Genomic DNA, 25,879 nt, shown 5'->3' on the forward strand with positions numbered 1-25,879 from the left:
AATAATGGAGTTAAAATGTTAACAAAAGAGTTAAAAAAGGAATTGATCCAGAAATACGGAGGCGGTGAAAAAAATTCTGGTAAAGCAGAAGTGCAAATTGCAATTCTCACAACCAGAATTAATGAATTGACCTCACATTTTGAGAAGCATAAAAAAGACAACCACTCTCGTGTCGGTTTGTTGAAAATGGTAGGAAAAAGAAGACGTCTCTTAGACTACCTTACAAATAAAGATATCACTCGATATCGAAAAATTATAGAAGAATTAAATATCAGAAAATAAATTTTTTAGGATTACGGAAATGATTTTGATTAAAGAATATGAATTGAACGGAAAAGTCCTTTCGTTAGAGGTTGGCAAATTCGCCAAGCAGGCAAATGGTGCAGTTATGGTGAGTTATGGCGATACAAAAGTTTTAGCAGTTGCAGTTGCGGCTGATGAGCCCGTTTCAGGGCAGGATTTTTTCCCACTCTCCGTCGAATATCGTGAAAAATATTCTGCAGTTGGTAAAATACCTGGCGGATTTTTTAAACGCGAAGGAAAACCAACTGAAAAAGAAGTTCTTTCTGCTCGTTTAATTGATAGGCCTATAAGACCACTCTTTCCTAAAGGATATATGAATGAAACCCAGGTAATCGTTCAAGTGTATTCTTCAGATCAAGAGCATGATCCAGATGTTTTCGGAGCCGTCGGAGCTTCTGCGGCGCTCGCAATTTCGAATATTCCTTTCGAAGGTCCAATTGGTGAAGTCCGTGTTTGTTTGGTTGGGGATGAATTCATAGTCAATCCATCATACAAAGAAGTTGAGAGCAGTCTGCTTGAAATCGTTGTTGCCGGAACCGAGGATTCCATTTTAATGGTTGAAGGCGATGCAAGAGAAGTTTCCGAAGAAACAATGCTTGAAGCTATAAAAGTTGGACACAGAGAGATAAAGAAAATTGTTGCACTCCAAAATGAATTAGTGAACGAGATTGGTGTTGAAAAGATTTCACTTGTCTTTGATGAATCAGAAAATGAAATCGTTAAAGCAGTTGATGAGCTTTGCCGCGAAAGGATCAAATCATTAATTCACACTGCTGCCCCTAAAGAAGAGCGCCGGAAAAATATTAAACTAGTCTATACACAAACTCAAGAAACATTGAAGGAAAAATTTCCAGAAAAAGAATCTCTTATTGCAGAAGCCATTCATGAGATTGAAAGTGAATTAATGCGAGCAATGATTCTTGAAGAAGAAGTAAGATTGGATGGACGTTCAACAAAAGATATTCGTCCGATCACTTGTGAAGCAGGTCTTCTCCCGCGCACCCATGGTTCAGCATTGTTTACACGGGGCGAAACACAAAGTTTAACCACTCTTACACTCGGAACTAAATTTGATGAACAAACCATCGAAGGTTTAGTCCCTGAATTCAGTAAAAAATTCATGCTTCATTATAACTTCCCGCCATTTAGTGTGGGTGAAGTTGGGCGTTATACGGGAGTTGGAAGAAGGGAAATTGGTCATGGTAATCTTGCAGAACGGTCGCTAAAAAATTTATTACCAAAGGATAATCAATTCCCATATACGATCAGATTAGTTTCTGATATTTTAGAATCGAACGGTTCTTCCTCAATGGCAACGGTTTGTGCAGGTTCATTATCACTGATGGACGGTGGTGTTCCATTGAAAAAACCTGTTGCAGGAATTGCGATGGGACTAATTAAAGAGGAAAATAAGTACAAAATTCTCAGTGATATTTTAGGTGATGAAGACCATCTTGGAGATATGGATTTTAAAGTCGCTGGCACCGAAGATGGAATTTCCGGATTTCAAATGGATATTAAGATCAAAGGTATATCCTATGAGATAATGCAGGAAGCTTTAGAGCAAGCAAAAGCTGGGAGATTGCACATTTTAAAGAAAATGAACGAAACTCTTTCTGCAACCAGATCTCAGATTTCAAAATATGCTCCACATCTGATTCAGATTAAAATTCCCATAGATATGATTGGATCAGTTATTGGACCAGGTGGAAAGAACATTCAGGCAATTCAACGTGATACACAGACTGAAATATCGATAGAAGAAGATGGAACTGTAGCAATTGCCGCTGTTTCTCAAGAAGGTGGAGAAGAAGCCAAAACAAGAATTAGATTAATTACAGAACCGCCCGAAGTTGGCAAAATTTACAAAGCCACAGTAAAGAGAATTTTAGATTTCGGTGCAGTTGTTGAGATTTCTCCGAATAATGACGGATTATTGCATATCTCTCAAATTGAAAACAGAAAAATCGGTAAAGTTGAAGATGTGCTGAAAGTTGGAGAAAAAGTAGAAGTTAAGCTAATGAAAATTGAAGACAATGGAAGATTGAGCTTTAGCAGAAAAGTACTTCTCCAATCACCGAAGCAAGAAAAAAAATCTGATGAAGTTTCACAAAAAGACGACAATTAATTGTCGATCGGAAAAATAACATGTTAAAGAATTATGCAGGTGAATGAATTCAGGTTTTTAATTCATACAATTCTTTTAAGGTTTTTGTTTACTCGAATAGAAGTAATAAAGTTTTACTCATGGGTCAACCGAATTAAACCCATGCAGCTTATAAACAGAGAGGATTTTTTAGTTCATTATGAACAAAGAAATTATAATAAATGTAAGTACAAATCTTACACGCATTGCAATTACAGAAGATGGACTTTTAACCGAATACTTTGGCGAACACGAAGAGTCAAAAAAGTCTGTTGGTGATATTTACCTAGGCAGAATTGCCAAGGTCATTCCTGGAATAAAAGCAGCATTTATTGATGTGGGACAGAAACAAGATGCTTTTCTTCACTTCTCTGATATTGGAGATCAATTTGATGAATACAATTCATTGATCGATGACGAAGATTCTGATGTAGAAACTTCCGAAGAAGATGAGGAAGATGAAAATGGAGAGTCGGCAGGTACTTCTCAAAATGGGTCGGCTCAATCAGAAGAGTTTCAATTTCCAAAATTAGAAAGAGGAAAAGACATACTTGTACAGGTAACGAAAGAACCTATTGGAAACAAAGGATTTCGAGTTACGACACGTGTTTCATTGCCAGGGAGATTTTTAGTTCTTCTTCCATTTGATAGAAAGGTTGGAGTCTCAAGAAAGATTTATGATCCGAGAAAAAGGCGTTGGTTAAGAAAAATAGTGAAATCTGTAATGCCCAAAGGATTCGGTGCAATTATCCGTACAGTTGCAGCCACTGCGGATGAAAAAGTAATAGTTCATGACTTGAAGAGTTTGCTTGAAACTTGGCAGGAAGTAGAACAGACAATAAAAACTGAAGACTCTCCATCTTTAGTTTATAAGGATTTAAGCACTACGTCGAGTGTGATTCGTGATGTATTTAATCGTGATGTTTCGAAGATCGTTGTCGATTCCAAGAAAATGTTCAAGCAGTTGAAGAATTATTTAAACGTCGTTCAGCCTGAAGTCGCATCAAGAATAGAATTATTTAAAGGCTCGCAGCCAATTTTTGATGTATTTAGAATCGAGAGTCAGCTAAAAATTGCTATGTCTCGGAAAGTTTCACTTCCAAGTGGTGGACATATTGTTATAGACACCACCGAAGCTATGACAGTAGTTGATGTAAACAGCGGAAAATATGCTGCTTCTATGAATCAAGAGATGAATTCATTAAAAACTGACCTTGAGGCATCTCGCGAAATTTGCAGACAGATACGACTCAGAGATATTGGCGGCATAATTGTAATTGATTTTATCGATCTCGAAGATGAAAAGAACAAGAAAAAAGTTTACGATGAACTTCGAAAAGAATTCCGAAAAGATAAGGCAAAAGCAACGATACTCCCCATGACGGAGTTTGGGCTAGTTCAAATTACTAGGCAGAGAATGAAAAGGAGTATGTTTCAAGCCACCCGAGAAAAATGCTTTGCTTGTGATGGAACCGGGTATTACATATCAAAGACAAATTTGGTCGAGTCAATCGATCGGTGGCTGAAAAGATTTCGTGCTGGAAAAATTTACTCAACAGTGACTTTGAAAGTTAGTGCCTTTCTTTATCGTGAACTTACTAAAGGAATTATCCCTAAACGGTGGAAGTACTTCTTCAAGTTTGGAGTGATGGTAGAAATTCTAGAAGATGTAAATCTAAAAGCGGATGAATTCAGATTCATTTCAACAAAAACAGAAAAAGACATAACTTTAGAGTTTTTATAATTTTCAAGTTTTCGTAGAAAGTCTAAAAGTGTCTAGTTTGGATACTATACTAGGCGCACAACTACTTAAGTTCTCGGCTTAAAACCGTCCAGCTCAATATTTCAAAAAAGTTAAAAAAATTTAATTTCCTACTTGCGTGTATTTAAGAAATTACTTAATATAATCCTGGTAACCTACTAAAATACAATAGGTTATTTTTGATATTTTTCTCTAACTCCTCAAATGCATGAGAGCTAAGGCGTGGTCAAGACGCTGAAGGAGAAAACACGTAAGTGATTTTCTCCTTCTTGCTCTAATAATGTAAGGAAACAAATTTGAAGTTCACAACTTTCAATTCTGTCCATAAAAAACTAAATGCCAAAATGGTTGAGTTTGCTGGCTTTCATATGCCTGTTTATTATTCTTCTATTGTTGAAGAACATCTCACCGTTCGGAATTCTATCGGTGTGTTTGATGTATCCCACATGGGAGAAATTTTTATAAAAGGAAAGAATTCGCTCGACTTTGTTCAAAAAATTACAACCAATGACGCGTCAAAGTTAGAATTTGGTAGGGTTCAGTATTCAGCAATGTGTTATGAGAATGGCGGTATAGTCGATGATCTTCTTGTGTATAAATTGGAAGACGGCTTTATGTTCGTTGTAAATGCTTCAAACTTGATTAAAGATTTCGAATGGATGAAATTGAATCAACTCTCTGATGTTGAAATTAATGATTTAAGCGATGACTATTCACTTTTAGCAGTTCAAGGACCAAAATCAGCAGAAGTTTTGTCGTCGCTTGTAGATTTCAATATAAACGAATTGAAGTATTACACTTTTCGTATCGGAAAAATAATTGGAATCGAAGTAATAATTTCGAGAACTGGATACACAGGCGAATTGGGATTTGAAATTTATTTTAAGGGGGATGACAAAACTGCGGAAAAGATCTGGAATGCAATTTTTGATTCAGGAAAAACATTTGATATAAAGCCTGCTGGACTTGGCTCTAGAGATAGTCTAAGATTGGAAATGGGATTTTGTTTATATGGCCACGACATTGACCAATTGACCAATCCTCTTGAAGCAGGTCTTGGATGGATAACTAAATTGAATAAAAAATCATTCATCGGAAAAGAAGAATTAACTAAAATAAAAGCTAAAGGATTAAATAGATCTCTATTTGGATTTGAACTTATTGAAAAAGGTATTCCGCGTCATGGTTCAGAGATATATTTAAAAAACGAAAGAATTGGACGTGTAACTAGTGGAGTTCATTCACCTTCCTTGAATAAACCAATTGGTCTAGGATATTTCGATATGAATAAAGTAAATAGTGACACGCTATTCGATATCGATATTCGTGGAAGAAAACTGAAAGCCAAATTAACCGAAGTGCCTTTTATAAAGAAATGAAGATTGATGTATTATTTTTCACTGCGGGTGTTCCGGAAAATTATTTCACAGAAAAAAACTGTGTAGTAATCGACCTTCTAAGAGCAACTTCAACAATAATTACTGCACTAAATAACGGCGCAAGAGAAATTATTCCAATCGCTTCAGTTGATGAAGCAATAAGAATCAGTAAAAACTTAGATAAGAACAGCTATTTGCTTTGTGGGGAAAGACAAGCCAAAAAAATTGATGGATTCGATTTAGGAAATTCACCTCTGGAATACACGGAAGATAAGGTAAAAGGAAAAATATTAATTTTATCTACAACCAACGGGACTAAAGTTTTCAATCACTTAAAAAATGCTAAGAAAGTAATTCTGGCGTCAGCATTTAACATTTCGGCAGTTGTGGATGAACTTATGAACTCAAAAGAAGATTGGACAGTCATTTGCTCAGGCAGTGAAAACATGTTCGATGCGTCTGATGCACTATGCGCCGGTTTATTGATTCATCGAATCAGATCATCTGTATCCAATAAAATTGAGTTGAATGATGCAGCGAGTTTGAGTTTACTCTATTTTGAAAAATCATCTAATGAAATAGAGAAAACTCTGAGTCAAACAGAACATGGTAGATATTTAATTGAAAATAATTTTGGTGATGATATTAAATTCATTTCGCAAATCGATTTATTCAACAACGTAGTTCACTATAAGAATAATTTAATCACAACGCACAATTAAAATGAAGCGCAGAAAAAAATCTGTAGATACCGCCGCTCACGATTCTTCTCTTCTAATTCCATATGAAAAGAAAAGGATGGCATTCGGAGTTTTATTAATTGTGTTTTCGTTTTTAGCCGCATTAAGCATTATATCATATAGCTCGTATGATTCGATTTATATTTCTGACCTTAAATTAAGCAGTCTACTTTCATTGACGGATCGAAACTCTGAACTGTCTCAAAGCATAGCCAAAACCAAAAACTGGCTCGGACTGACCGGTGCAGTGATTTCAAATTTTTTAATTAACGGTACGATTGGATATTTCTCGATAATAATACCACTATTGCTGTCATTCTGGGGATTGACCATTGTTCGTAGCGGAGATTATAGAAAAACAGCTTTCTTTACGAATTTATTTCTGATTGGGGGAGTATTGCTTGCAATGCTTTTCAGTATTCTTGCGAAATCAGTTCCTTTCTTTTTAGAAAAGAAAGAGTTTTATGGTACGATTGGATTATTTCTTGGTGAACTCAGTGTTAGAATTCTTGGAAGTGCCGGGAGTATCATTTTAATTTTTTCACTTCTCTTACTTACTTCATTTTTGCTGTTTGATTATAATTTAAAGTCCTTTATTGAAGTCCCAATCCATTTGTTCAAAGGATTACTTGAAAAAATTAAGACAAAAATTAGCAGTAGAGGAAAAATTGAAAAACCTATTACACCATCACGTGCAAAGAAAAACATTGTTGATGAAAATCTGAATGAAATATCACTTCAACCACCGATCACAAAGATAAATCGAGAACCGCTTCCGATTACCGAATCTCATCCAATCCTTAAAAAAATGGACAAGCTTGCTAATGAAGATATCGAAGATGAAGTACTGCCTTTAAAAAGTATTTCACTGAAAAACTTGAAAGAGAGTAAGGAAAAAGCTATTAGTAAAATTGGCGACAAAAAAAATGATGAATCCGTTGAAATAGAATGCTGGGACGAGGAAATAGAGTTCATACCGCCCACGTTGGATTTACTTGACCCTCCGAGACATCATGGCAGCGTGGACGATTCCGAACTAAATTCAAATGCAGAACTTCTCCGAGGGAAACTTGCACTCTTCGATATAACGATAGATGACATTACTGTTACGCCTGGTCCTGTAGTAACTTTGTACGAAATTGTCCCTTCACCAGGAGTTAAGATTAGCAAAATTGTAAGTCTGCAGGATGACATTGCACTTGCACTTGCGGCGAAAGGAATTCGTATCATTGCGCCAATCCCAGGTAAAAGTGCCATCGGTGTTGAAATACCGAATCACAATCCAGAACTGGTTTATTGCAGAAGCATTTTTGGATCGAATAAGTTTAGAGAAAGTTCTTCGGTACTCCCTATCGCATTCGGCAAAACAACTATTGGTGAAATTTTCATTGATGATCTTTCGAAAATGCCGCACATGTTAATTGCTGGAGCTACGGGTTCTGGTAAAAGTGTGGGAATAAATACAATAATCACTTCGTTGTTGTTTAAACTTCATCCATCTGATATAAAGTTTGTAGTTATTGATCCAAAAAAAATCGAATTATCTTTTTATCGGGATTTGAAATATCATTTTCTTGCAACTTGCCCTGATGTCGGCGAAGATATTATTACTAATTCTCAAAATTCAGTGACTGTCTTAAAAGCAGTTGAACTTGAGATGGAACAGCGTTACGACATGCTCGCCAAGGCAGGCGTTAGAAATATCCAGGATTACAATGAAAAATATAATTCCGGGAAAATTCTTGATTCTGAAGAAATGAAATTTCACAAACTGCCATACATTATTGTTGTAATTGACGAACTTGCTGATTTGATGATTACAGCAGCCCGCGAAATTGAGGAGCCGATCGCACGAATTGCGCAATTAGCTCGAGCAGTTGGAATTCATTTGATCCTTGCAACTCAGCGTCCTTCGGTTGATGTTATAACTGGGGTAATAAAAGCTAATTTTAATACACGCATCGCATATCAAGTTGCATCCAAGACAGATTCGAGAACAATTCTTGATGCTAATGGTGCAGAAAAACTTTTGGGTAACGGCGATATGCTTTACCTTCCGAGCAACAGTCCAAAGTCTCAGAGAATTCAAAATGCATTTGTTTCCACTTCAGAAGTAGAGCGAATAGTATCACATATTAGCAAGCAGAAGGGTTTTTCGAAACCATATCAGCTTCCATCAGTACAAGAAAAGAAACGAAATGATAATGCAGGACTTTTGGCAGATCGAGACGAGCTTTTTGAAGAAGCAGCTAGATTAGTGACAAGACACCAGCAAGGATCAGTTTCGCTGCTTCAGCGCAGGTTAAAAGTAGGTTATTCACGTGCTGCTCGAATTATGGATGAACTTGAGGAAGCTGGAATTGTAGGTCCATTCGATGGAAGCAAGGCACGGTTAGTTCTTATTGATACTGATGAGGAGCTAGAAAGAATCTTAGCGCTTCTTGATTGATCGAGAATTTGAAACATCGAAAAGATATTTTAAATTGCATTCGATGAAAATTTAAGTTTTGAGTTATTCGAGAACTGAATTTCTGGCTAAAATATAAAAAGATTACTACCAATTATATTTTGATGACTAAAAAAAATGATTTTTCAATTAATTTTAATTTTACTTTTTAATAATCCGTTTCAAACTAATCCACAGCAAATCATAAGCGAAGTTCAGAAAAAATATTCTGCAATAAATGATTTGAGAGCTGTTCTTACGCAGTCCGTCGAATCTTCAGTAACATCTGAACCGCAGAAAGTTAAAGCCGATCTTTACTTTAAGAAAGAAAACAACTACAGAATAGAATTTAAAAATCAATTAGTAATTTCTAATGGAATAACTTCTTGGAACTATTCAAAACCCGCCAAAAGAGTTGTTATTACTAATTATGAAGAAAATTTTTTTTCACCTCAAACGTTATTATTTAATCTCCCGGCTAAATCGAGCAGCAAATTTGAGGGAATTGAAAAATTAGACGGAGAAGAACATTCAATAATCAGCTTTTCACCAAAGGGATCTGATTTTAGTTTCAAGAATCTCAAAGTATGGATCTCGAAGAATTATTTAATCAAAAAAGTTGAAGCTGAAGATTGGGCACAGAACAAGTATTCGTTCATGTTTTTGGAGATAAAGATTAATACGAATTTAAGCGCCAATCTATTCGAGTTCACTTCACCTAGCGGGGTAAAAGTAATTGATATCAGATAAACAAAACGGAAAAAGATTTTCTTTCCGTGAAATATTTTTTTATTCCATTTCGGTCGTTGTCGGATTAACACTATTAATTTACACTTTTCGCGGTGTCGGATTAGATGAAGTGTTAATTCATTTTAATGATGTAAATATATTCTATTTAGTTTTATTTGTTTTCGTTGTGTTTCTTGGTGCATTCATTCGTGCTTGGCGTTGGAAATATATGATCGAATCATTTAAGTCAGATGTAAAAATTGTGAATTTATTTTCTGCAGTTATCATTGGTTATGGTGTAAATGTCATATTGCCTCGTTTCGGAGAAGTTGCTCGTGCAATGTCGATCGGTTCGCTCGAAGGGATATCGCGAGTTTCGTCTCTTGGAACAGTTGTCATTGAAAGAGTCCTTGATCTAATTTTTTTAATTCTTACCGTTTTAATCGGTTTATCAATGTTTCGAGAAGTTTTAGAATCTGAGTATCCGTGGATTTATAGTTCTATTTATATCGGTATTGCGGCATTTGTAGCATCGATTCTGGTTTTAGGATTGATAATTAAATATCAAAGAAAAGTCCTTGTATTGATAGATAAACTTTTTTTAAAAATGAATTTTAAAATCCTAAACAAGGCAACACTTTTCACATCAAAAATAATAGATGGATTTGACAGCATTAAATCCAGAAAAAATCTTTTATTAGTAATTTTTATGTCACCTATCATCTGGATTACATATGCAGTCGGTGCGTATTTAGGTTTATATATGATGAATATGCAGAAGATAGTTCCGGTCGATTTTTCTTTCGGATGGATAATCATGAGTATCACTACTTTTGGGATTCTCATTCCTACTCCTGGTTCAACAGGAAGTTATCATGCTTTTTGTAAATCGGTTCTAACAATGATCCTTGGATTTGCCGTTGACATCAGTCTTGCCTATGCGTTATTGACTCATTTCCTTTCAACTCTTCCGTTCTTATTAATTTCAATTATTCTCTTTTTTATGCATCAACGAAAAAAGAGAAATTTTTCTCAATCTTAAGTTCATCAACTACTTTTTTTTAGATTTTTTTCCGAAATGGGCTATTTTTATTCTATATAAGTAGTAAAAATATAGAAGCAGTAACTCAGAGGTTGGGCTTTGGCAATAGCTGAGGGGACTTTAATTGTCCCCTCTTTTTTTACTGACCAGTCTATTTTGTTTTGAATAAAAGTCTATTATTTAATAGCTTTACACCTAAAAAATTAAATTATGCTCAAAAATTTTTTGTATTGCGTAATAATTTTATCATGTTGTTTCTCGTCAAATATATTCGGACAAAAAAATTTGAATATTTCTGCTGGGATGGGTTTGAATTATTATTTAATGGAAAATCTAAATGACTACCTAAGCTACAATTGGGGTTTTAATAATCGAAAAGATGATTTCAATGGAGCAGTTGATTTTTTTGGCTCTATTGGGTTTGATCTCTCGCAAAATTATTCGATTGATCTTGATTTAAGTTATTCAATTAATTCATTTAATAAAGCAATTGGTGCAGGTACCTACGAATTTGCATATTCGTTATTAATGCCTGCTTTAGTCATCATACATCATCTTATGCAAAATGGCTATCGAATATCAATTGGAGCTGGAGGTGGCTATTATTTTGCGAATGTCAGTGAAAGGATCCCAAGTTCATTTTCATTAGGAGATTTTTCTTCTGGCGGTTTTGGATTAATTGCAAAAGTTGATGGGATATCTGCAATAAGTACAAGTTTATTCATTCTTATTAATTTAAATGCGCGTTACACAAGTTTATCAGATGTATCAAACGATGCACAATCCTTAGTTATCAATAAAACAAATAAAGAAAATCTAAACCTTAGCTTCACGAGTTTCGGTTTGCGGCTTGGAATGAGGTACGTTTTTTAATTATGGAATATATTAAAGCTGTAGTTCTTGGAATAGTACAGGGGCTTACAGAGTTTTTACCTATCAGCAGCACTGCTCACTTACGAATTATTCCCGCTTTGTTTGGATGGGAAGATCCAGGCGCCGGATTCTCGGCAGTTATTCAAATCGGTACGATGCTCGCTGTAATATTTTATTTTGCAAAAGATTTGTATGAGATATTTACTTCTGTAACGAAAAATTTACTGCAGGGAAAATTAATAACCGATGAGAATTCAAAACTTGGATGGTATATAATATCAGGAACGATTCCAATTTCCGTGTTTGGATTGCTGTTCAAAGACTTTATCGAAAATGAAGCACGATCACTATACATTGTAACATTTTCACTAGTTGGATTTGCTCTTCTATTGGCATTTGCTGAAAAAGTCTCAAAGTTAAACTATGAATTGAAATATCTTACATTTCTAAAATCCCAAGTAGTTGCATTTGCACAAGTTTGTGCATTGATCCCTGGGGCTTCTCGTTCCGGAACAACTATTACCGGCGGATTATTCATCGGACTGACTCGTGAAGCTGCAGCGAGATTCTCGTTTTTGTTAAGTGTTCCAGCTGTTTTGCTAAGCGGATTATATCAGTTATATAAAATCTTCCCCCATCTATCAGGGGAAAATTTTATTGCACTCTTTATAGCGACTTTTTTTTCGTATCTCAGTGGATATTGGGCTATAGGATTTTTACTCAAATATCTGAAATCCAAATCAACATTTATTTTCGTTTATTATCGAATTGCTCTGGGGATTTTAATTCTAATCTTATTATGGGCTGGAGTATTATTGCCTTGAATTTTTTTATTGTAAAGTAAATAACTAAATTAAAAGTAAACAAATTAGAGGATAATTATGATTAAAAGAAACTTATCATTTGCTTTGGCAATTCTGTTAATTTCAACGATAGCATTTGCACAAACAAAAGAATCAAAAGACAAAACAATAAAGAATGAGAGTAAAATAAAAACAATGACAATTGCAGTAATTGAAACGAATATGGGGAAAATTGAAATTGAATTATTTGAAGATAAGACACCAAAAACAGCTAACAATTTTATCGGGCTTGCAAAAAAAGGATATTACGATGGAATAATTTTTCACAGAGTCATCGACAATTTCATGATTCAAGGTGGAGACCCGACCGGGACTGGAATGGGAGGTGAAAGCATTTACGGTGCTAAGTTCGAAGATGAATTTCACAAAGATTTGAAACATGACAAACCGGGAATTCTATCCATGGCTAATGCCGGACCGAACACAAATGGAAGTCAATTCTTCATAACTTTGGTTCCAACACCTTGGCTTGACAATCGGCATTCTGTGTTTGGGCAAGTTATTAAAGGAATGGATGTAGTAAAAGCTGTTGGAAAAGTTGAAACATCTAAACCTGGCGACAGACCGAAAAAAGATGTCGTAATGAATTCTGTGAAAATTGAGATTAAAAAAGTCAAAGAGATTACAAAATAATAGAGAATGAATCCGTCTCTTTCTCCGTGAAATCTGTGGTGAAAGAAGTATTTCCCACAGAAAATCAACTGATTAATTCTTTATGTATTCTGGAATAAATTCTATTAGTTAGTAATGTCAATAAAAGAAACCTTCACGTCGCGGTGGACGCTCATAATTTCAGTTCTCGGCATCGCCGTCGGCACCGGAAACATTTGGCGTTTCTCTCGGATTGTTGCTCAAAATGGTGGAGGTTCTTTTTTAATTCCCTGGATAATTTTTCTTGTAGTTTGGTCTGTACCACTCATCATTGCCGAATTTGCGATTGGGAAATATACTCGCAAAGGACCCATCGGTGCAGTTATTAAAATGGCAGGTGAAAAATTTGCATGGATGGGTGGATTTATCGTTTTAGTTGCTACAGCAATTATGTTTTATTATTCTGTTGTCACAGGATGGTGCATAAAATATTTTACAGCAGTCTTTACCGATGATCTTCTTTCAGTTACAAATTACCCTCAATATTGGACGGATTTCAGCACAGGTTTTCAACCGATTTTCTTTCATGCGGCGGCGATTTTGTTCTCCGCATTCATTGTTTATCGTGGAATTGTTAATGGAATAGAAAAGGCAAGCAAGCTATTAGTTCCATCTCTATTAATTATACTAGTTCTTCTTGGTGTGCGCGCAGTTACTTTGCCAAATGCATTTCTCGGGATCGAATATTTCTTTAAACCCGATTTCCAATTGCTCCTAAATCATAAAATTTGGATTCAAGCTCTCACACAAAATGCTTGGGATACTGGTGCAGGCTGGGGATTAATTCTTACTTACGCAATCTACACGAAGCAAAAAGAGGATCTTTCGTTAAATGGAGCTTTAGTTGGTTTTGGAAATAATTCTATCTCCCTTCTTGCAGGAATAATTATTTTTTCAACAGTCTTTGCATTAACTACTGGCGATGCTTTTAAGGATATTTCCATTTCAGGACCGGCAAATACAGGTTTGACTTTCATCTATCTTCCGGAATTATTTAACCATCTGCCTGGAGGATATTTAATTCGACTCGCGATCACAGCACTCTTTTTTCTTGCACTTTCTTTTGCAGCACTTACATCTCTAATTTCATTAGTTGAGCTGACAACGCGTGCATTGATAGATTTTGGACTTCCGCGCGAACGATCAATTATCTTTGTTGCAGTTGCTGCATTTCTGCTCGGACTTCCTTCGAGCTTGAATTTAGATTTTCTAATTAATCAAGATTGGGTTTGGGGAGTAGGATTAATTTTAAGCGGAGGATTTATTTCATTCACAATAATTAAGTTTGGCGTTAATCGTTTTAGAGAGGAAATCATCAATGGAGAGGGGAGTGATTACAAAATTGGAAAGTGGTATAATTTCATTGTTGCGGTAATCATTCCGGTTTTAGCGGTTGTATTATTATTATGGTGGATTATCTCTTCATACAGCTGGGAAACTGAATGGTGGAATCCTTTTAGAATAGAATCTGCTGGAACTGCGATCTTGCAATGGATGATTGTATTGTTGCTTTTAATTATCTTCAATAAAAAAATTGTTGCCAGAATAGAAAAGTAATTTTATGTCGAATGACGCGATCATATTTGCCGTTATAACAATAGCAATCATTTGGGGTGGATTGGTTTTTTTTCTATTCAAAGCAATCTCAAAAGAAAGTAAAAAGCATACTTCTGAGTGAAAGCTAACCGAAATATCAAAGAATTTTCCACGCAGATAAACAAAGGAACCTTTCCCGAGCTTGCTTTTATTTTCGGAGAGGAAAATTATTATCTCGACAAAACTCTTGGTTTAATCAAAGAGAAATCAAAAGAACAAAATTGCTCAATTGAGAGTTTCTATCAACACGAAAAAACAATCCAAGAAATTATAGACCTTACTTCCGAAATTTCTCTTTTCGGTGGAAGAAAAATTATTGTAATCAAAGATTTCGGTTCGATGAAGCTGAAAGAAAAGCTAATTCCATATTTTGAGAATCCCTCTCCAGAGACTTCATTGATTTTAGTGGAAAACTCAAAAGTTAATTTGAATCAAAATCAAACCTATAAAAAACTTGCGGCACTAAATTGCGCCTATAATTCTCCCAAACTAAAAGAGGATGAAGTTCTTGAATGGATCGAACGGAGAATCAAGAAAGAAAAAATAAAATCCGATTTTGAGATTATTAATTTATTGTATTCGAGCATTGGAAATAATCTTGCTGAGTTGGATGCCGAATTGAGTAAAATATTTCTTGCACTTGGAGACAGTAAAGAGATTGACAAGGAATCAATAAAATCACTGTTAGTTTCAAGCAGGCAATTCACGATTTTTGATCTTTATAATTCATTGGGAGACAAAAAATTCGATTCTGCTCTGAAAATTGGATTTAACCTCCTAAATGGTGAAGCAACAATGGTTTATATCATTGTTATGCTCACGCGATACTTTACCAGCATTTTAACTTATTCAGAACTCAAGAGAAATTCATCCAATCAGAATGTACTTGCATCAAAAATTGGCTGTCATCCTTATTTTCTGAAGGATTATGAGTCAGCATCGAAACGATATACTTTCAATCAAATATCAAAAATATTCAGTATTCTGCTTCAGAAAGATATTGAACTTAAGTCCACAAGTCTTGATGAGAAAACACTTTTCACACAAATGATAGGGGAATTTGCGATTGCATCAAAAAGCTGAGGGGATTTTTTAGTAACTTTGGAACATAAATTTTCTGATATGGTTAAATGAGCGGTTCTGAGAATAAAAAATTAAAGGATCTTAATGACGAAGATTTGATACTTCATTTCCAAAAGACTGACGACATTGAAGCTTATAATATCCTTGTCGCTCGTTACAAAGATCCATTGATGAATTTCATATACAAATTCCTCGGAAGCCGTGACTTATCTGAAGATGTTTTACAAGAAACATTTTTCAGATTGTATAAAAATAAAAATTATTATACAACTATTGCTAAATTTTCAACTTGGATTTACACAATTGCAGCGAATCTGGCAAAAACAGAATTGCGGAAAAAGAACAGGCGAGTTTTTTTCTCAATTCAAGGAACGAATTTACATGGCGATGACGAAGTCACAGAATTCGAGCTGCCGGATGAATCTTATAGGCCCGATGATTATGCTGATGCTGTTTTCAAAAACAAAATAATATTGAATGCATTGAAAAAAGTTAAGCCCTTATATCGTGAACTTATAATTCTAAGAGATGTTCAGGAACTCTCTTACGAAGAAATTGCTGAGATTACAGGGTTAAACATCGGTACGGTCAAGTCCAGAATTAACCGTGGAAGAGCTCGTTTACAAAAATTATTAAAACATATTTATCATGCATAAAAAATGGAATCAAATATTATCGATAATATTTCTACTGATTTAAGAAATTTACCCAAAATAGCTGCTTCGGAAAATTTTGAACAAAATTTAGCCAATCGAATTGCAGAATATGAAATTTCAAAGCAACCTAACTTTAGGCAGACTTCACCTGTCTTTGGGTTTTTCAAAAATCCAATCTTTGCCCCTGCATTATCTTTGGCCATCGTTACAGTTTTAATTCTCTTTGCAGTTAACGCAAATTCAAATCTTAGGGATGAGGGCTTACTAATGCTTCCCAAAGCCGAATCGAAACTGAGCGAAGATAACTCATTGAAAGACATCCCGATACCAAACAAGATTGTACTTCCAAAGAAAAAAGAGATTGTTGTCGCTCGCAATCGAAATCGCGAACCGATTCAATTAGGCCCGGGCGTGAGTCTTGATCAACCTTTATCAACATCAACAACTCACTTAGAAACAATTGAAACAAATGCAGGTTTTTCTTTTCCAAGTGAACCTACCTTGATTAGAATTCCTCCGCCAGCTCAGTATGGACCTCAAAGAACCGTTGGATTTGAATCGACTACTAATCGGACTCGTGATACAGTTATTTCAAATCTAAGACGGAATAAATAGAAAACCTCCATTTTTTAAGAATTATTGATTATTTCGCTAAATCTCTGCAAAAATTTCGTTTTATGAGAGTTATGGATTGTTTTTAGAAGTATGTTTTGCTATTTTTGAACCCAATTTTGATTAGAAACGGAGATATTATGAAAAAAGGAATTCATCCAGGATATAAAAAATCTACGGTAACATGTGTTTGCGGTAATTCGTTTGTTACTAGATCGACTGTTGGTGATCTAAAATTAGAAATTTGTTCAAGTTGTCATCCATTTTTCACTGGAAAGCAAAAATTAGTTGACTCTGCAGGCCGTGTCGAGAAATTCATGAAGAAATATAAGACACAATCTGCTCAGGAAGCTTAGCATATATTAATTTTAGTAATGTTTTTTTTGAGCTTCTCTTGTCTATCAGTCTTTTATGATAGCAGAGAAGCTCATTCATTTTCTGTAACAATTGCACTCCAAATAATATAAGGACTCACGCAATGCACGTCTGCATATTTGAGGGAATATATTTTGAGCGGCTTCTTCCACTAACTTATTTTCGGCCGACATATGAACTTCGCTGCGGTATCACTTCATTAAAAGATAAAATTCTCAGACACTTTCCAAATTCAAAAGTGACACTTCATTGCAGAAGTTATCTCGCTGATTTTCTTGTGGAGAAAAATCCGGAATACGAAATAAATTTCATAAGCAGCAAAGAATGTTTGTTTGTTAACGGAAGAGTACTGGCAGAAGAGGGTTTTCTGCAAAAATTAGATTTGACTAATCCTAATGATGTGCTATTTGTAAATGGTGAGACTATTGTAGCGGCAAAGGTATCTGGAGAAAAGTTAGAGAACTTAAAAAGTAATTTGCATGATTTATTTACACTTTCAGACTTCGATGGATTGATCAAAAAGCAAATTGATGTGAAGATGATTAATTATTATTGGGATTTAGTTAATAATAATCCATCGCAAATTGCGGCTGACTATAATTTTTTCACTAAGGAAAAAAAGAAAAAGCTTTTAGGGAAAATTTATCAAGGGACTTATTTACTGAATGAAAATGAAATTTTCGTTGATGAAGGAGCATCTGTAAAACCTGGTGTTGTTTTGGATGCAGAATTAGGTCCAATTTTCATTGGAAAAGGTGCAAAACTGATGCCTAATGCTGTGATCGAAGGTCCTTGTTTTATCGGCGAAAATTCGGTTATTAAAATAGGTGCAAAGATTTATGAAGGGACTTCAATTGGCGAAGTATGTAAAGTAGGCGGGGAAGTCGAAAACTCGATCATTCATTCTCACTCAAATAAACAGCATGAAGGATTTCTTGGACATAGTTATCTTGCAATGTGGGTGAATTTGGGAGCTGATACCAACAACAGCGATTTGAAAAACAACTATGGAAGTGTAAAAGTCTTTATAAATGGAGAACTTGTAGATACAGGTTCGTTGTTTGTCGGTCTATCAATGGGAGATCACTCGAAATGTGCAATCAACACAATGTTTAATACTGGAACAAACGTTGGTGTCTCCTGCAATATTTATGGAGCTGGAGTTCCTCCGAAATATATGCCTTCATTTTCCTGGGGAGGCGGCGAAATGATGACAACTTATGCGCTTGATCGCAGTCTGGATGTTGCAAAAAGAGTCATGGGTAGGAGAAAGATAACTATGAGCCCTGCCGAAGAGAAATTGTTTAGAAAGGTTTTTGATTTAACTCGTGAAGAACGGCGTAAAAGAGGAATGCCGAATTAAATTCTGAGTTACCCTTTCTGACTGAAAAGTTGGTTTTAGGTCTATCGTAACTTCAACTGATTTTTATTATCTTGAGAGTGAGTGAAGCATTCTTCCTCACTTTTTTATTTAAGAACCTTATATATGAATTATAAATTGTATGGAAACTTTCAAAAATCTTTATGTCGGACCGCGTGGGATTGCCGTTAAAATTTTAAACCGTGTTGATAGAACTGATGCCTATCTAGATAAATTAGTTGATGTTGAACTTCGTTTCGGAGAGCTTTCATCGCAGGATAAAGCGTTATTGAATGAACTTGTACATGGAGTAGTGCGATGGGAACGTAAACTCGATTGGATTCTGCGCGGATTTTATCGAGGTGAGTTTTCCAAATGTATTCCAAATTTGAAGAATGCAATGCGCGTAGCTCTTTATCAAATTCTTTTTCTTGATAACATTCCCGATTATGCAGCTGTTAATGAAGCAGTGGAATTTGTAAAAAAACTTCAAGGGGAAAAATCCGCAGATTTAGTGAATGCAGTTTTAAGGAATATTATCCGGGCAAAGCAAGAAATTCGTTATCCTAATCAAGAGGAAGATACTATTAACTATTACGGAACAATTTATTCGCATCCCAACTGGCTTGTTAAGAGATGGATTTCAAGATACGGTGCTGACTTTGCTGAAAAATTGATGTCAGAAAATAATGAACGACCAAGATTAACATTGCGGTTTAACCAAAGCCGTACAAGCAGAGAAGATTTTCTGAAAAAATTAAATAAGGCAGAGTTAAAATTTCGAGAATCGATCTATTCAAATAATTTCATCACCTTACTTCATCTTACTAATATCACAGATTGGGATTATTTCAAGGAGGGATATTTTTCTATTCAAGATGAATCTGCCGGGCTCCCTTGTCTTCTATTAGATCCTCAGCAGGAAGATGCCGTACTTGACCTTTGTGCAGCACCTGGAGGGAAAAGCAGCTTCATCTCCGAACTAATGATGAATAAAGGAAAAATATTCGCTGTTGATAAATATGCAAGCCGAATTGCTCTGATGAAGAAAAATATCGAACGGTTAAAGCTCACTAATATTAATTTTCTCGAAGCGGATAGCGAGAAGCTAGAAATGGAATCAGTTGATAAAGTACTTGTTGATGTTCCATGTTCCGGTTTGGGTGTTCTTATGAAGAAACCAGAAATAAAATGGAAACGTGACGCTGATGATATAAAAAGATTATCTCAAATTCAGAAACGGTTGTTAGAGAGTGCTTCAAGATTAGTTAAAGTAGGCGGTGTAATTGTATACAGCACTTGCACTATAGAGCCTGAAGAGAATTTTGAAATCATAAAAGACTTCTTGATACATAACTCGCATTTTGAATTGGTTACAAATCATCCGAACCTTCATCCGAGTCTAATTGATGAGAATGGATGCATCTCTACCTTCCCAAATATTCACGGGATGGATGGAAGTTTTGCGGCTAAAATTTTAAGGAAATCTTAATGCAATTACTTACTTTAAGTTCGCATGACGTGATGAATGTTTATCTCGAAGACTCAAATGTTGCTTCTGAAAAATCTCTTGAGTAACTTTTTATTGAATTAAGAAATATTCAAATTAAATGACTGAACTAGGGAAGGAAATAAAAGAAAGAAGATTACTTCGCGGAATTTCGTTGAAGGAAATTTCCGAAAGTACACGTATCGATCTAAAGTATCTCGAAAAAATTGAAAACAACGAATTTGATTTTCTTCCACCTCTTTACGTTAAGTCATTTTTAAAAAGCTATCTTTCAATCTTGGACGTGGACTCCAATGATTATCTCAAAAAGCTGGATGAGCTACTTAAGGGAAGAATAATTGAAGAAGAACCCGTTCCAAGCGAACCTGATGCAATCGAATTTGCTCCAGAAAAGATTTTAGATATTAAATCATTTCTGAAATCGAAGACAACAATACTGGTACTTGTTTCCATGATCCTTTTAATTTTTGTAATCATATTAATAATTCCTGGGAAAGAAGTGAACCATGAATTTGTTGATGGAACAGTTGATGACACTATGCCGCGTTTTAATGAAAAAAAACCAGCCCAAGTTATCGATGGAAAAAAAGAGAGCAAGATTCTTTTTTCGAAAGATAGTTTGACATTAATTGGAATCGCTTCTGATTCCGTATGGATGCAAATCAAGGGAGACGGTGCTGTAATCGATGAGATTTTTATGAGAAAGGGAGAACAAAAATTTTGGAGAGCAAAGAAAAATTTTGAAATATTGATTGGGAATGCTGGGGCAATATCGTTTGCATTAAATAAAGAAAATCTTCCATTTGTCGGTATGCCCGGTGCTGTTAAGAGAGTTTATATTGATCCAGAAGGTTTGAAAATATTACGACAGGCAAATGAATCAAAAAGTCAATAATTCTGAAAATGTAAGTTCAGAAATAATTATTCAGCTTGAGAAGCTTCGCGAGCTGATTCATAAATTCGATTATGAATATTATGTGTTGAATGAATCATCAATTCCCGATCGAGAATATGATAAATTGATGGAAGAACTTATATCCTTGGAGAAAAAGTATCCATTTCTGATATCTCCAGACTCACCGACACAGAGAGTCGGAGGTGAACCGACAAAAGAATTTCCAGTAGTTTTTCATGACATTCCAATGCTCAGCTTAGCAAACACTTATTCCGAAGAAGACTTGCACGATTTTCATAAACGCATTAGGGAATTAGTGTCAGCAACTAAACAGATTAATTTCATAGCCGAGTTGAAAATCGATGGAGTTGCAATCAGTTTGCAATACCGCGGAGGACTTTTCGTTCAAGGAGTTACTAGAGGTGACGGGTTAAAAGGTGATGAGATCTCAAATAATCTCAGGACTATCAAATCGATCCCACTGCGCTTGAATTTCAAAGAAGTTGAAGAAAAAATATTTGAAAACATTGAAGTTCGTGGCGAAATTTATATGAATCGTAAAGATTTTGATGCAATGAATTCAGAACGTGAAAAATTGGATGAAAAACTTTTTGCGAATCCACGCAATGCAACTGCGGGTACATTAAAACTCCAAGATCCGCGGCTTGTTGCGGAAAGACCGTTGAACTTCTTTGCTTACAGTCTGAGGTCGTATTCAAAAGAATTGGACCACCAATCGGAAAATCTTATAACTTTAAAAAATCTAGGATTCAAAGTAAATGAGCATCATAGATTCTGTGAATCTATATATGATGTAATCCAATTCTGCCGCGAATGGGAAGAAAAGCGCGAAACTCTTCCATACGAAATTGATGGTGTAGTAATCAAAGTTAATGACTTGAGACAACAATCTTTATTGGGAAACGTTGCAAAAAGCCCGCGGTGGGCAACAGCTTTTAAGTTCGAAGCGAAAAAAGCAAAAACAAAATTGAAAAAGATTACACTTCAAGTTGGGCGCCAAGGAACTATCACACCAGTAGCCGAACTTGAACCAGTATTATTAGCCGGTACAACAGTGAGTCGTGCAACTCTGCATAATTTTGAAGAGATTCAACGCAAAGATATTCGTCAAAATGATTCCGTTATGATCGAAAAAGGGGGAGATGTAATTCCCAAAGTGATTGAAGTCGTTCTTGATGAACGCTCCTCTAGCTCACAACCATTTGAAGTTCCATCAAAATGTCCTGAGTGTGGTGGAAAGCTGTTCAATTCAGAAGGAGAAGTTGCAGTCTATTGTGTTAATTACGAATGTCCCGCGCAAGTTAAAGGTAGAATTGTTCATTTTGCTTCACGCGGAGCAATGGATATCGAAGGGCTTGGTGATGCAATTGTTAATAAATTTGTTGAACTTGGTTTCTTAATAAATTCAGTTGATATCTATCGATTGAAAAATCGTCGCAACGATTTGATTCAACTTGAGGGTTATGGTGAAAAAAGTATCGACAATCTTTTAGAGGCAATTGAGGAAAGCAAATCACAGAATTTCGAAAGAGTAATTTTTGCTCTAGGTATCAAGCACGTTGGTGCTGGCGTTGCTAAAGTTCTCGCTCGTTCGTTTAAGAATATGAATGAAATAATGAAAGCAACGAAAGAAGAACTTCAAAAAATTCATGAGGTTGGAGAAACTATAAGCGATAGTATCATCAACTTTTTTGCGGATAAAAATAATGTAAATCTTGTAAAAGATTTGAAGAATTTCGGATTACAGTTTGAATCAAAACAAAAATCAACCGCCTCAAAATTAAGTAGAAAAAATTTCGTGATTACCGGAACATTGAGTTCAATGACGCGTGATGAAGCTAAAAAGCAAATTGAAGCACTCGGTGGAAGAGTAACCGAGAGGGTAAGCTCTAAAACCAGTTTTTTGATTGCGGGCGAAAATCCAGGTTCGAAATTAGAAAAAGCCGCTAAATTAAAAATAGAAATTCTCAAAGAAGAAGATTTTCTCACCCTTCTAAAAAGTTAATGAAGAAATTTACCCAATCACTGTTTTACTTCTATCTTAGAGCTTTCAACCGAAAAAAACTGAGAAATGTTTCTGTGCCAATCATTAATCCAGATGTAAAATGTGCATTAGTCTTACTGCCTGATGATCCAGTCCTAATTAATCATTTAAAGAAGTTTACTCCTCAATTTAAAAAGCACATCGAGTCAATTACGTTTGTAATTAACGAATCTTACACTCCTCTTTTCAAAGATAAAATTCCCATAACTGCTGTAGTTTACAATTCAGGTCATCGGAGTAAATTTGATACCCCTTCACAGCAGCTTATCAATCAGCTCAGAATGAAGTCATACGATTTAGTGATTGATCTAAATATTTCCGATTCTTATTTCCATTATTATCTTATGCACAAAATTAAATGTGATAGAAAGCTCGGCTTTTTGAAGAAAAATTCTGATTTATTTAATAACTTACAATTGAGGACTTCTGAAAACGCAAACTTTGAGGGGGTCTATGAAAGTTTTTTCAAATTTTTATTCCTGTAGGGAGAGAACATGAATTTTGAAGTCAAACACAATGATGATATAGTCGTATTTAAGTTAAATGAAAAAAAATTAGATACAACAATATCCGGCATCTTAAAAGGCGAGTTCACAATCTTATGTCAAGCAGAAGGCGTTAGAAAGATGATTGTTGATTTGAGTGAAGTCGAATTTTGTGACAGCTCGGGTTTAAGTGCATTACTGCTTTGTCAACGTCAAATTAGAGAACGCGGTGGTGCTATCAGATTGACACATTGTAATGAAAAAGTTGAAACGCTTGTTAGAATTTCTCAACTCGAACGAGTACTTCCACTCATAAGTACTAACGAAGAAGCAATTAGTGAACTCCAGAATTTAGAGTAATATTTTGGTAAATCATCCTCACCTGATTGATTACATAATAATTATAGTCTATTTGGTATTTATAGCTGCTCTTGGCATAATTTCAGGCGGTAAACAGCGAAGTATCAGAGATTATTTTTTGGGATCGGATGTAGTCCCTTGGTGGGCGGTTTGCTTTTCAATTGTTGCCGCAGAAACGAGCACCTTAACTTTTATTTCAATTCCTGGACTCGCATATTTAACTAATTTGAATTTCCTCCAATTAACAATTGGATATTTAATAGGAAGAATATTAGTTGCATATGTTTTTCTGCCTGCATATTTCAAAGGGGAACTTTCGACTGCCTATGCCTTTCTTGAAACACGATTCGGTACTAAAACCAGATCATTCGCATCAATTGTTTTTCTATTCACACGAACAGCAGCCGATGGAGTTAGATTATTTGCCACTGCCATTCCACTGAAGCTAATGCTCGATATAAGTTATCCGGTCGCGATTACAATAATTGCTGCTGTAACATTAGTTTATACATATACTGGAGGCGTGAAAGGAATCATTTGGGTCGATGTTGTACAAATGTTGATTTATCTCGGTGGAGCTTTCATCGCTGGAATATTTATATTAAATATACTTCCGGATGGATGGAATTCAGTACTGAATGCCGCAAGCTCTGAATCAAAACTAAACATTATTAATTTAGGATTCGGTGATGGATTTTCCGGATTCTTTGCTAAACCATACACATTGATTGGGGGTGTGCTTGGTGGTGCATTTTTATCGATGGCATCTCATGGGACAGATCAATTAATTGTTCAAAGATTACTTGCAACAAAAAGTTTGAAGAGCAGTCAGCGAGCGATAATTGGCAGTGGAGTTATAGTTATTATTCAATTTGCAATTTTCTTAATTGTCGGCGTAATGCTTTATGCATATTATGGTCAAATCAATGTTAAATCAGATGAAATATTTCCAATGTTTATCATTAATGTTTTGCCGCCTGGTTTAACTGGATTAATAATTGCAGGATTGTTTGCCGCGGCTATGTCCACACTCGCGGGTTCAATGAGTTCGCTTTCATCTTCGACGATGCTTGACCTTTATATTCCATATTTCGGGAAATTTGAAAATGATAAAAAACAGCTTTCAATTTCACGGTTGTTTACAATTCTATGGGCTGTCTTGTTAGTAGGGGCGGCAATATTTTTCATGGAATCTCCGCAGGCGGTTGTAGAACTTGCATTAAGTATCGCATCTTTTACCTATGGAGGTTTGTTAGGAACTTTTCTATTGGGTTTATTAAATAAACGCTCTTCGCAAGAAGATGCGCTCGCTGGATTTACTGCAGGAATATTTATTATGATCACAGTAATCTCACTTAAACTTGTTGCTTGGACATGGTTCACATTCATTGGTGTAATTGCAACACTATTAATTGGCTCGTTCTTAACTTCGCTCTCTTCAAAAAAGATTGAATAATTTCATCTCGATCTTTATTGTGAAAGTGAAAAAAAACAAACTCAATTAATATTAGCTCAGTTAAGTGATAAACTAATTTGCATTTGTTTATTTTGGCATAAATGCTTTTCCAAATACAGTTAGAAACATGACAAACAATAACTCCAAATCTCTTGAATCGTGGATATGGGACGCTGCGTGCGCAATTAGAGGAGCGCAGGATGCCCCGAAGTACAAAGATTTTATTTTGCCGTTAATCTTTGTCAAGCGCTTATGTGATGTTTTCGATGATGAAGTTAGCAGAATAGCCGACAACGTTGGTACGAAAGAAAAAGCACTCAAGCTAATATCAAAAGATCGAAAGCTTACGAGGTTTTACATCCCACTTCGACCCGAGAATCTAGATGATTCTACTTGGTCAGTTATACGAAAACTATCTACAAAAATAGGCGAGCAGCTTACCGAGTTAATCCGTTCTATAGCTCGTGAAAATCCAAGATTGCAAGGAATAAT

The 25,879-nt window shown here is 35.4% G+C and carries 25 protein-coding genes; all 25 read left to right on the forward strand.

What is annotated here, in order from left to right; translation table 11 throughout:
• Positions 1-15: 15 nt before the first annotated feature.
• Positions 16-282 carry a 30S ribosomal protein S15 gene (rpsO, locus tag FJ213_01795; GenBank protein MBM4174890.1) on the forward strand — a complete coding sequence of 89 codons (267 nt, stop codon included), beginning with the start codon at positions 16-18 and terminating at the stop codon, positions 280-282.
• Between the two features lie 19 nt (positions 283-301).
• Positions 302-2,431 carry a polyribonucleotide nucleotidyltransferase gene (pnp, locus tag FJ213_01800; protein ID MBM4174891.1) on the forward strand — a complete coding sequence of 710 codons (2,130 nt, stop codon included), beginning with the start codon at positions 302-304 and terminating at the stop codon, positions 2,429-2,431.
• 178 nt (positions 2,432-2,609) lie between these two features.
• Positions 2,610-4,193: an Rne/Rng family ribonuclease gene (locus tag FJ213_01805; protein ID MBM4174892.1), complete on the forward strand. Its 1,584-nt coding sequence runs from the start codon at positions 2,610-2,612 to the stop codon at positions 4,191-4,193.
• Positions 4,194-4,507: 314 nt separating this feature from the next.
• Positions 4,508-5,590: a glycine cleavage system aminomethyltransferase GcvT gene (gene gcvT / locus FJ213_01810; protein MBM4174893.1), complete on the forward strand. Its 1,083-nt coding sequence runs from the start codon at positions 4,508-4,510 to the stop codon at positions 5,588-5,590.
• On the forward strand, positions 5,587-6,312 hold the full coding sequence (locus tag FJ213_01815) for a 2-phosphosulfolactate phosphatase (GenBank protein ID MBM4174894.1): 726 nt from the start codon (positions 5,587-5,589) through the stop codon (positions 6,310-6,312). The genes gcvT and FJ213_01815 overlap by 4 nt, the downstream gene beginning before the upstream one ends.
• Before the next feature lie 76 nt (positions 6,313-6,388).
• A complete protein-coding gene (locus FJ213_01820; protein ID MBM4174895.1) occupies positions 6,389-8,779 on the forward strand; it encodes a DNA translocase FtsK in 2,391 nt (796 codons plus the stop codon).
• A 135-nt stretch (positions 8,780-8,914) separates the two neighbouring features.
• Positions 8,915-9,526, forward strand: a complete 612-nt coding sequence (locus FJ213_01825) for an outer membrane lipoprotein carrier protein LolA (protein ID MBM4174896.1) — start codon at positions 8,915-8,917, stop codon at positions 9,524-9,526.
• Entirely contained in the window at positions 9,513-10,547 is a 1,035-nt protein-coding gene (locus tag FJ213_01830; GenBank protein MBM4174897.1) for a flippase-like domain-containing protein, read from the forward strand. The genes FJ213_01825 and FJ213_01830 overlap by 14 nt, the downstream gene beginning before the upstream one ends.
• A gap of 285 nt (positions 10,548-10,832) precedes the next feature.
• Positions 10,833-11,420 carry a hypothetical protein gene (locus tag FJ213_01835; protein ID MBM4174898.1) on the forward strand — a complete coding sequence of 196 codons (588 nt, stop codon included), beginning with the start codon at positions 10,833-10,835 and terminating at the stop codon, positions 11,418-11,420.
• A 2-nt stretch (positions 11,421-11,422) separates the two neighbouring features.
• Positions 11,423-12,244, forward strand: coding sequence for an undecaprenyl-diphosphatase UppP (uppP, locus tag FJ213_01840; protein ID MBM4174899.1), 822 nt, complete (start codon positions 11,423-11,425; stop codon positions 12,242-12,244).
• Positions 12,245-12,301: 57 nt separating this feature from the next.
• Positions 12,302-12,916, forward strand: a complete 615-nt coding sequence (locus FJ213_01845; protein ID MBM4174900.1) for a peptidylprolyl isomerase — start codon at positions 12,302-12,304, stop codon at positions 12,914-12,916.
• A gap of 114 nt (positions 12,917-13,030) precedes the next feature.
• Positions 13,031-14,491: a sodium-dependent transporter gene (locus tag FJ213_01850; GenBank protein MBM4174901.1), complete on the forward strand. Its 1,461-nt coding sequence runs from the start codon at positions 13,031-13,033 to the stop codon at positions 14,489-14,491.
• Positions 14,492-14,495: 4 nt separating this feature from the next.
• Positions 14,496-14,612 (forward strand): MetS family NSS transporter small subunit, encoded by a 117-nt coding sequence (locus tag FJ213_01855; protein MBM4174902.1) that lies wholly within the window; start codon positions 14,496-14,498, stop codon positions 14,610-14,612.
• Positions 14,609-15,613, forward strand: a complete 1,005-nt coding sequence (gene holA / locus FJ213_01860) for a DNA polymerase III subunit delta (protein MBM4174903.1) — start codon at positions 14,609-14,611, stop codon at positions 15,611-15,613. The genes FJ213_01855 and holA overlap by 4 nt, the downstream gene beginning before the upstream one ends.
• Positions 15,614-15,660: 47 nt before the next feature.
• Positions 15,661-16,269 (forward strand): sigma-70 family RNA polymerase sigma factor, encoded by a 609-nt coding sequence (locus tag FJ213_01865; protein MBM4174904.1) that lies wholly within the window; start codon positions 15,661-15,663, stop codon positions 16,267-16,269.
• 3 nt (positions 16,270-16,272) lie between these two features.
• A complete protein-coding gene (locus tag FJ213_01870) occupies positions 16,273-16,884 on the forward strand; it encodes a hypothetical protein (protein ID MBM4174905.1) in 612 nt (203 codons plus the stop codon).
• Positions 16,885-17,021: 137 nt separating this feature from the next.
• A complete protein-coding gene (gene rpmE / locus FJ213_01875; protein MBM4174906.1) occupies positions 17,022-17,237 on the forward strand; it encodes a 50S ribosomal protein L31 in 216 nt (71 codons plus the stop codon).
• Between the two features lie 122 nt (positions 17,238-17,359).
• Positions 17,360-18,619, forward strand: a complete 1,260-nt coding sequence (locus tag FJ213_01880) for a glucose-1-phosphate thymidylyltransferase (GenBank protein ID MBM4174907.1) — start codon at positions 17,360-17,362, stop codon at positions 18,617-18,619.
• 139 nt (positions 18,620-18,758) lie between these two features.
• Positions 18,759-20,108, forward strand: coding sequence for a 16S rRNA (cytosine(967)-C(5))-methyltransferase RsmB (gene rsmB, locus FJ213_01885; GenBank protein ID MBM4174908.1), 1,350 nt, complete (start codon positions 18,759-18,761; stop codon positions 20,106-20,108).
• A gap of 118 nt (positions 20,109-20,226) precedes the next feature.
• Positions 20,227-21,021: a DUF4115 domain-containing protein gene (locus FJ213_01890; protein MBM4174909.1), complete on the forward strand. Its 795-nt coding sequence runs from the start codon at positions 20,227-20,229 to the stop codon at positions 21,019-21,021.
• Positions 21,002-23,047, forward strand: a complete 2,046-nt coding sequence (ligA, locus tag FJ213_01895) for an NAD-dependent DNA ligase LigA (GenBank protein MBM4174910.1) — start codon at positions 21,002-21,004, stop codon at positions 23,045-23,047. Before FJ213_01890 ends, ligA begins: the two co-directional genes overlap by 20 nt.
• Positions 23,047-23,571, forward strand: a complete 525-nt coding sequence (locus FJ213_01900; protein MBM4174911.1) for a glycosyltransferase family 9 protein — start codon at positions 23,047-23,049, stop codon at positions 23,569-23,571. The genes ligA and FJ213_01900 overlap by 1 nt, the downstream gene beginning before the upstream one ends.
• Positions 23,572-23,580: 9 nt before the next feature.
• Complete coding sequence (locus tag FJ213_01905; GenBank protein MBM4174912.1) at positions 23,581-23,931, forward strand: STAS domain-containing protein; 351 nt, start codon at positions 23,581-23,583, stop codon at positions 23,929-23,931.
• Between the two features lie 22 nt (positions 23,932-23,953).
• On the forward strand, positions 23,954-25,387 hold the full coding sequence (locus tag FJ213_01910; protein MBM4174913.1) for a sodium/solute symporter: 1,434 nt from the start codon (positions 23,954-23,956) through the stop codon (positions 25,385-25,387).
• A 127-nt stretch (positions 25,388-25,514) separates the two neighbouring features.
• Positions 25,515-25,879: SAM-dependent DNA methyltransferase (locus tag FJ213_01915; GenBank protein ID MBM4174914.1), on the forward strand; the 365-nt coding region annotated here is incomplete at its 3' end.

This window comes from Ignavibacteria bacterium (genome assembly GCA_016873845.1).
In the GTDB taxonomy this organism is placed as follows: domain Bacteria; phylum Bacteroidota; class Ignavibacteria; order Ch128b; family Ch128b; genus JAHJVF01.

What these genes read in the sequence shown, in the direction of transcription:
- rpsO (MBM4174890.1), top strand. Translation starts at nt 16, where the DNA reads ATGTTAACAAAAGAGTTAAAAAAGGAATTGATCCAGAAATACGGAGGC.
- pnp (MBM4174891.1), top strand. Translation starts at nt 302, where the DNA reads ATGATTTTGATTAAAGAATATGAATTGAACGGAAAAGTCCTTTCGTTA.
- FJ213_01805 (MBM4174892.1), top strand. Translation starts at nt 2,610, where the DNA reads ATGAACAAAGAAATTATAATAAATGTAAGTACAAATCTTACACGCATT.
- FJ213_01815 (MBM4174894.1), top strand. Translation starts at nt 5,587, where the DNA reads ATGAAGATTGATGTATTATTTTTCACTGCGGGTGTTCCGGAAAATTAT.
- FJ213_01820 (MBM4174895.1), top strand. Translation starts at nt 6,389, where the DNA reads ATGGCATTCGGAGTTTTATTAATTGTGTTTTCGTTTTTAGCCGCATTA.
- FJ213_01825 (MBM4174896.1), top strand. Translation starts at nt 8,915, where the DNA reads ATGATTTTTCAATTAATTTTAATTTTACTTTTTAATAATCCGTTTCAA.
- uppP (MBM4174899.1), top strand. Translation starts at nt 11,423, where the DNA reads ATGGAATATATTAAAGCTGTAGTTCTTGGAATAGTACAGGGGCTTACA.
- FJ213_01845 (MBM4174900.1), top strand. Translation starts at nt 12,302, where the DNA reads ATGATTAAAAGAAACTTATCATTTGCTTTGGCAATTCTGTTAATTTCA.
- FJ213_01850 (MBM4174901.1), top strand. Translation starts at nt 13,031, where the DNA reads ATGTCAATAAAAGAAACCTTCACGTCGCGGTGGACGCTCATAATTTCA.
- FJ213_01855 (MBM4174902.1), top strand. Translation starts at nt 14,496, where the DNA reads ATGTCGAATGACGCGATCATATTTGCCGTTATAACAATAGCAATCATT.
- FJ213_01865 (MBM4174904.1), top strand. Translation starts at nt 15,661, where the DNA reads ATGAGCGGTTCTGAGAATAAAAAATTAAAGGATCTTAATGACGAAGAT.
- FJ213_01870 (MBM4174905.1), top strand. Translation starts at nt 16,273, where the DNA reads ATGGAATCAAATATTATCGATAATATTTCTACTGATTTAAGAAATTTA.
- rpmE (MBM4174906.1), top strand. Translation starts at nt 17,022, where the DNA reads ATGAAAAAAGGAATTCATCCAGGATATAAAAAATCTACGGTAACATGT.
- FJ213_01880 (MBM4174907.1), top strand. Translation starts at nt 17,360, where the DNA reads ATGCACGTCTGCATATTTGAGGGAATATATTTTGAGCGGCTTCTTCCA.
- rsmB (MBM4174908.1), top strand. Translation starts at nt 18,759, where the DNA reads ATGGAAACTTTCAAAAATCTTTATGTCGGACCGCGTGGGATTGCCGTT.
- FJ213_01890 (MBM4174909.1), top strand. Translation starts at nt 20,227, where the DNA reads ATGACTGAACTAGGGAAGGAAATAAAAGAAAGAAGATTACTTCGCGGA.
- ligA (MBM4174910.1), top strand. Translation starts at nt 21,002, where the DNA reads ATGAATCAAAAAGTCAATAATTCTGAAAATGTAAGTTCAGAAATAATT.
- FJ213_01900 (MBM4174911.1), top strand. Translation starts at nt 23,047, where the DNA reads ATGAAGAAATTTACCCAATCACTGTTTTACTTCTATCTTAGAGCTTTC.
- FJ213_01905 (MBM4174912.1), top strand. Translation starts at nt 23,581, where the DNA reads ATGAATTTTGAAGTCAAACACAATGATGATATAGTCGTATTTAAGTTA.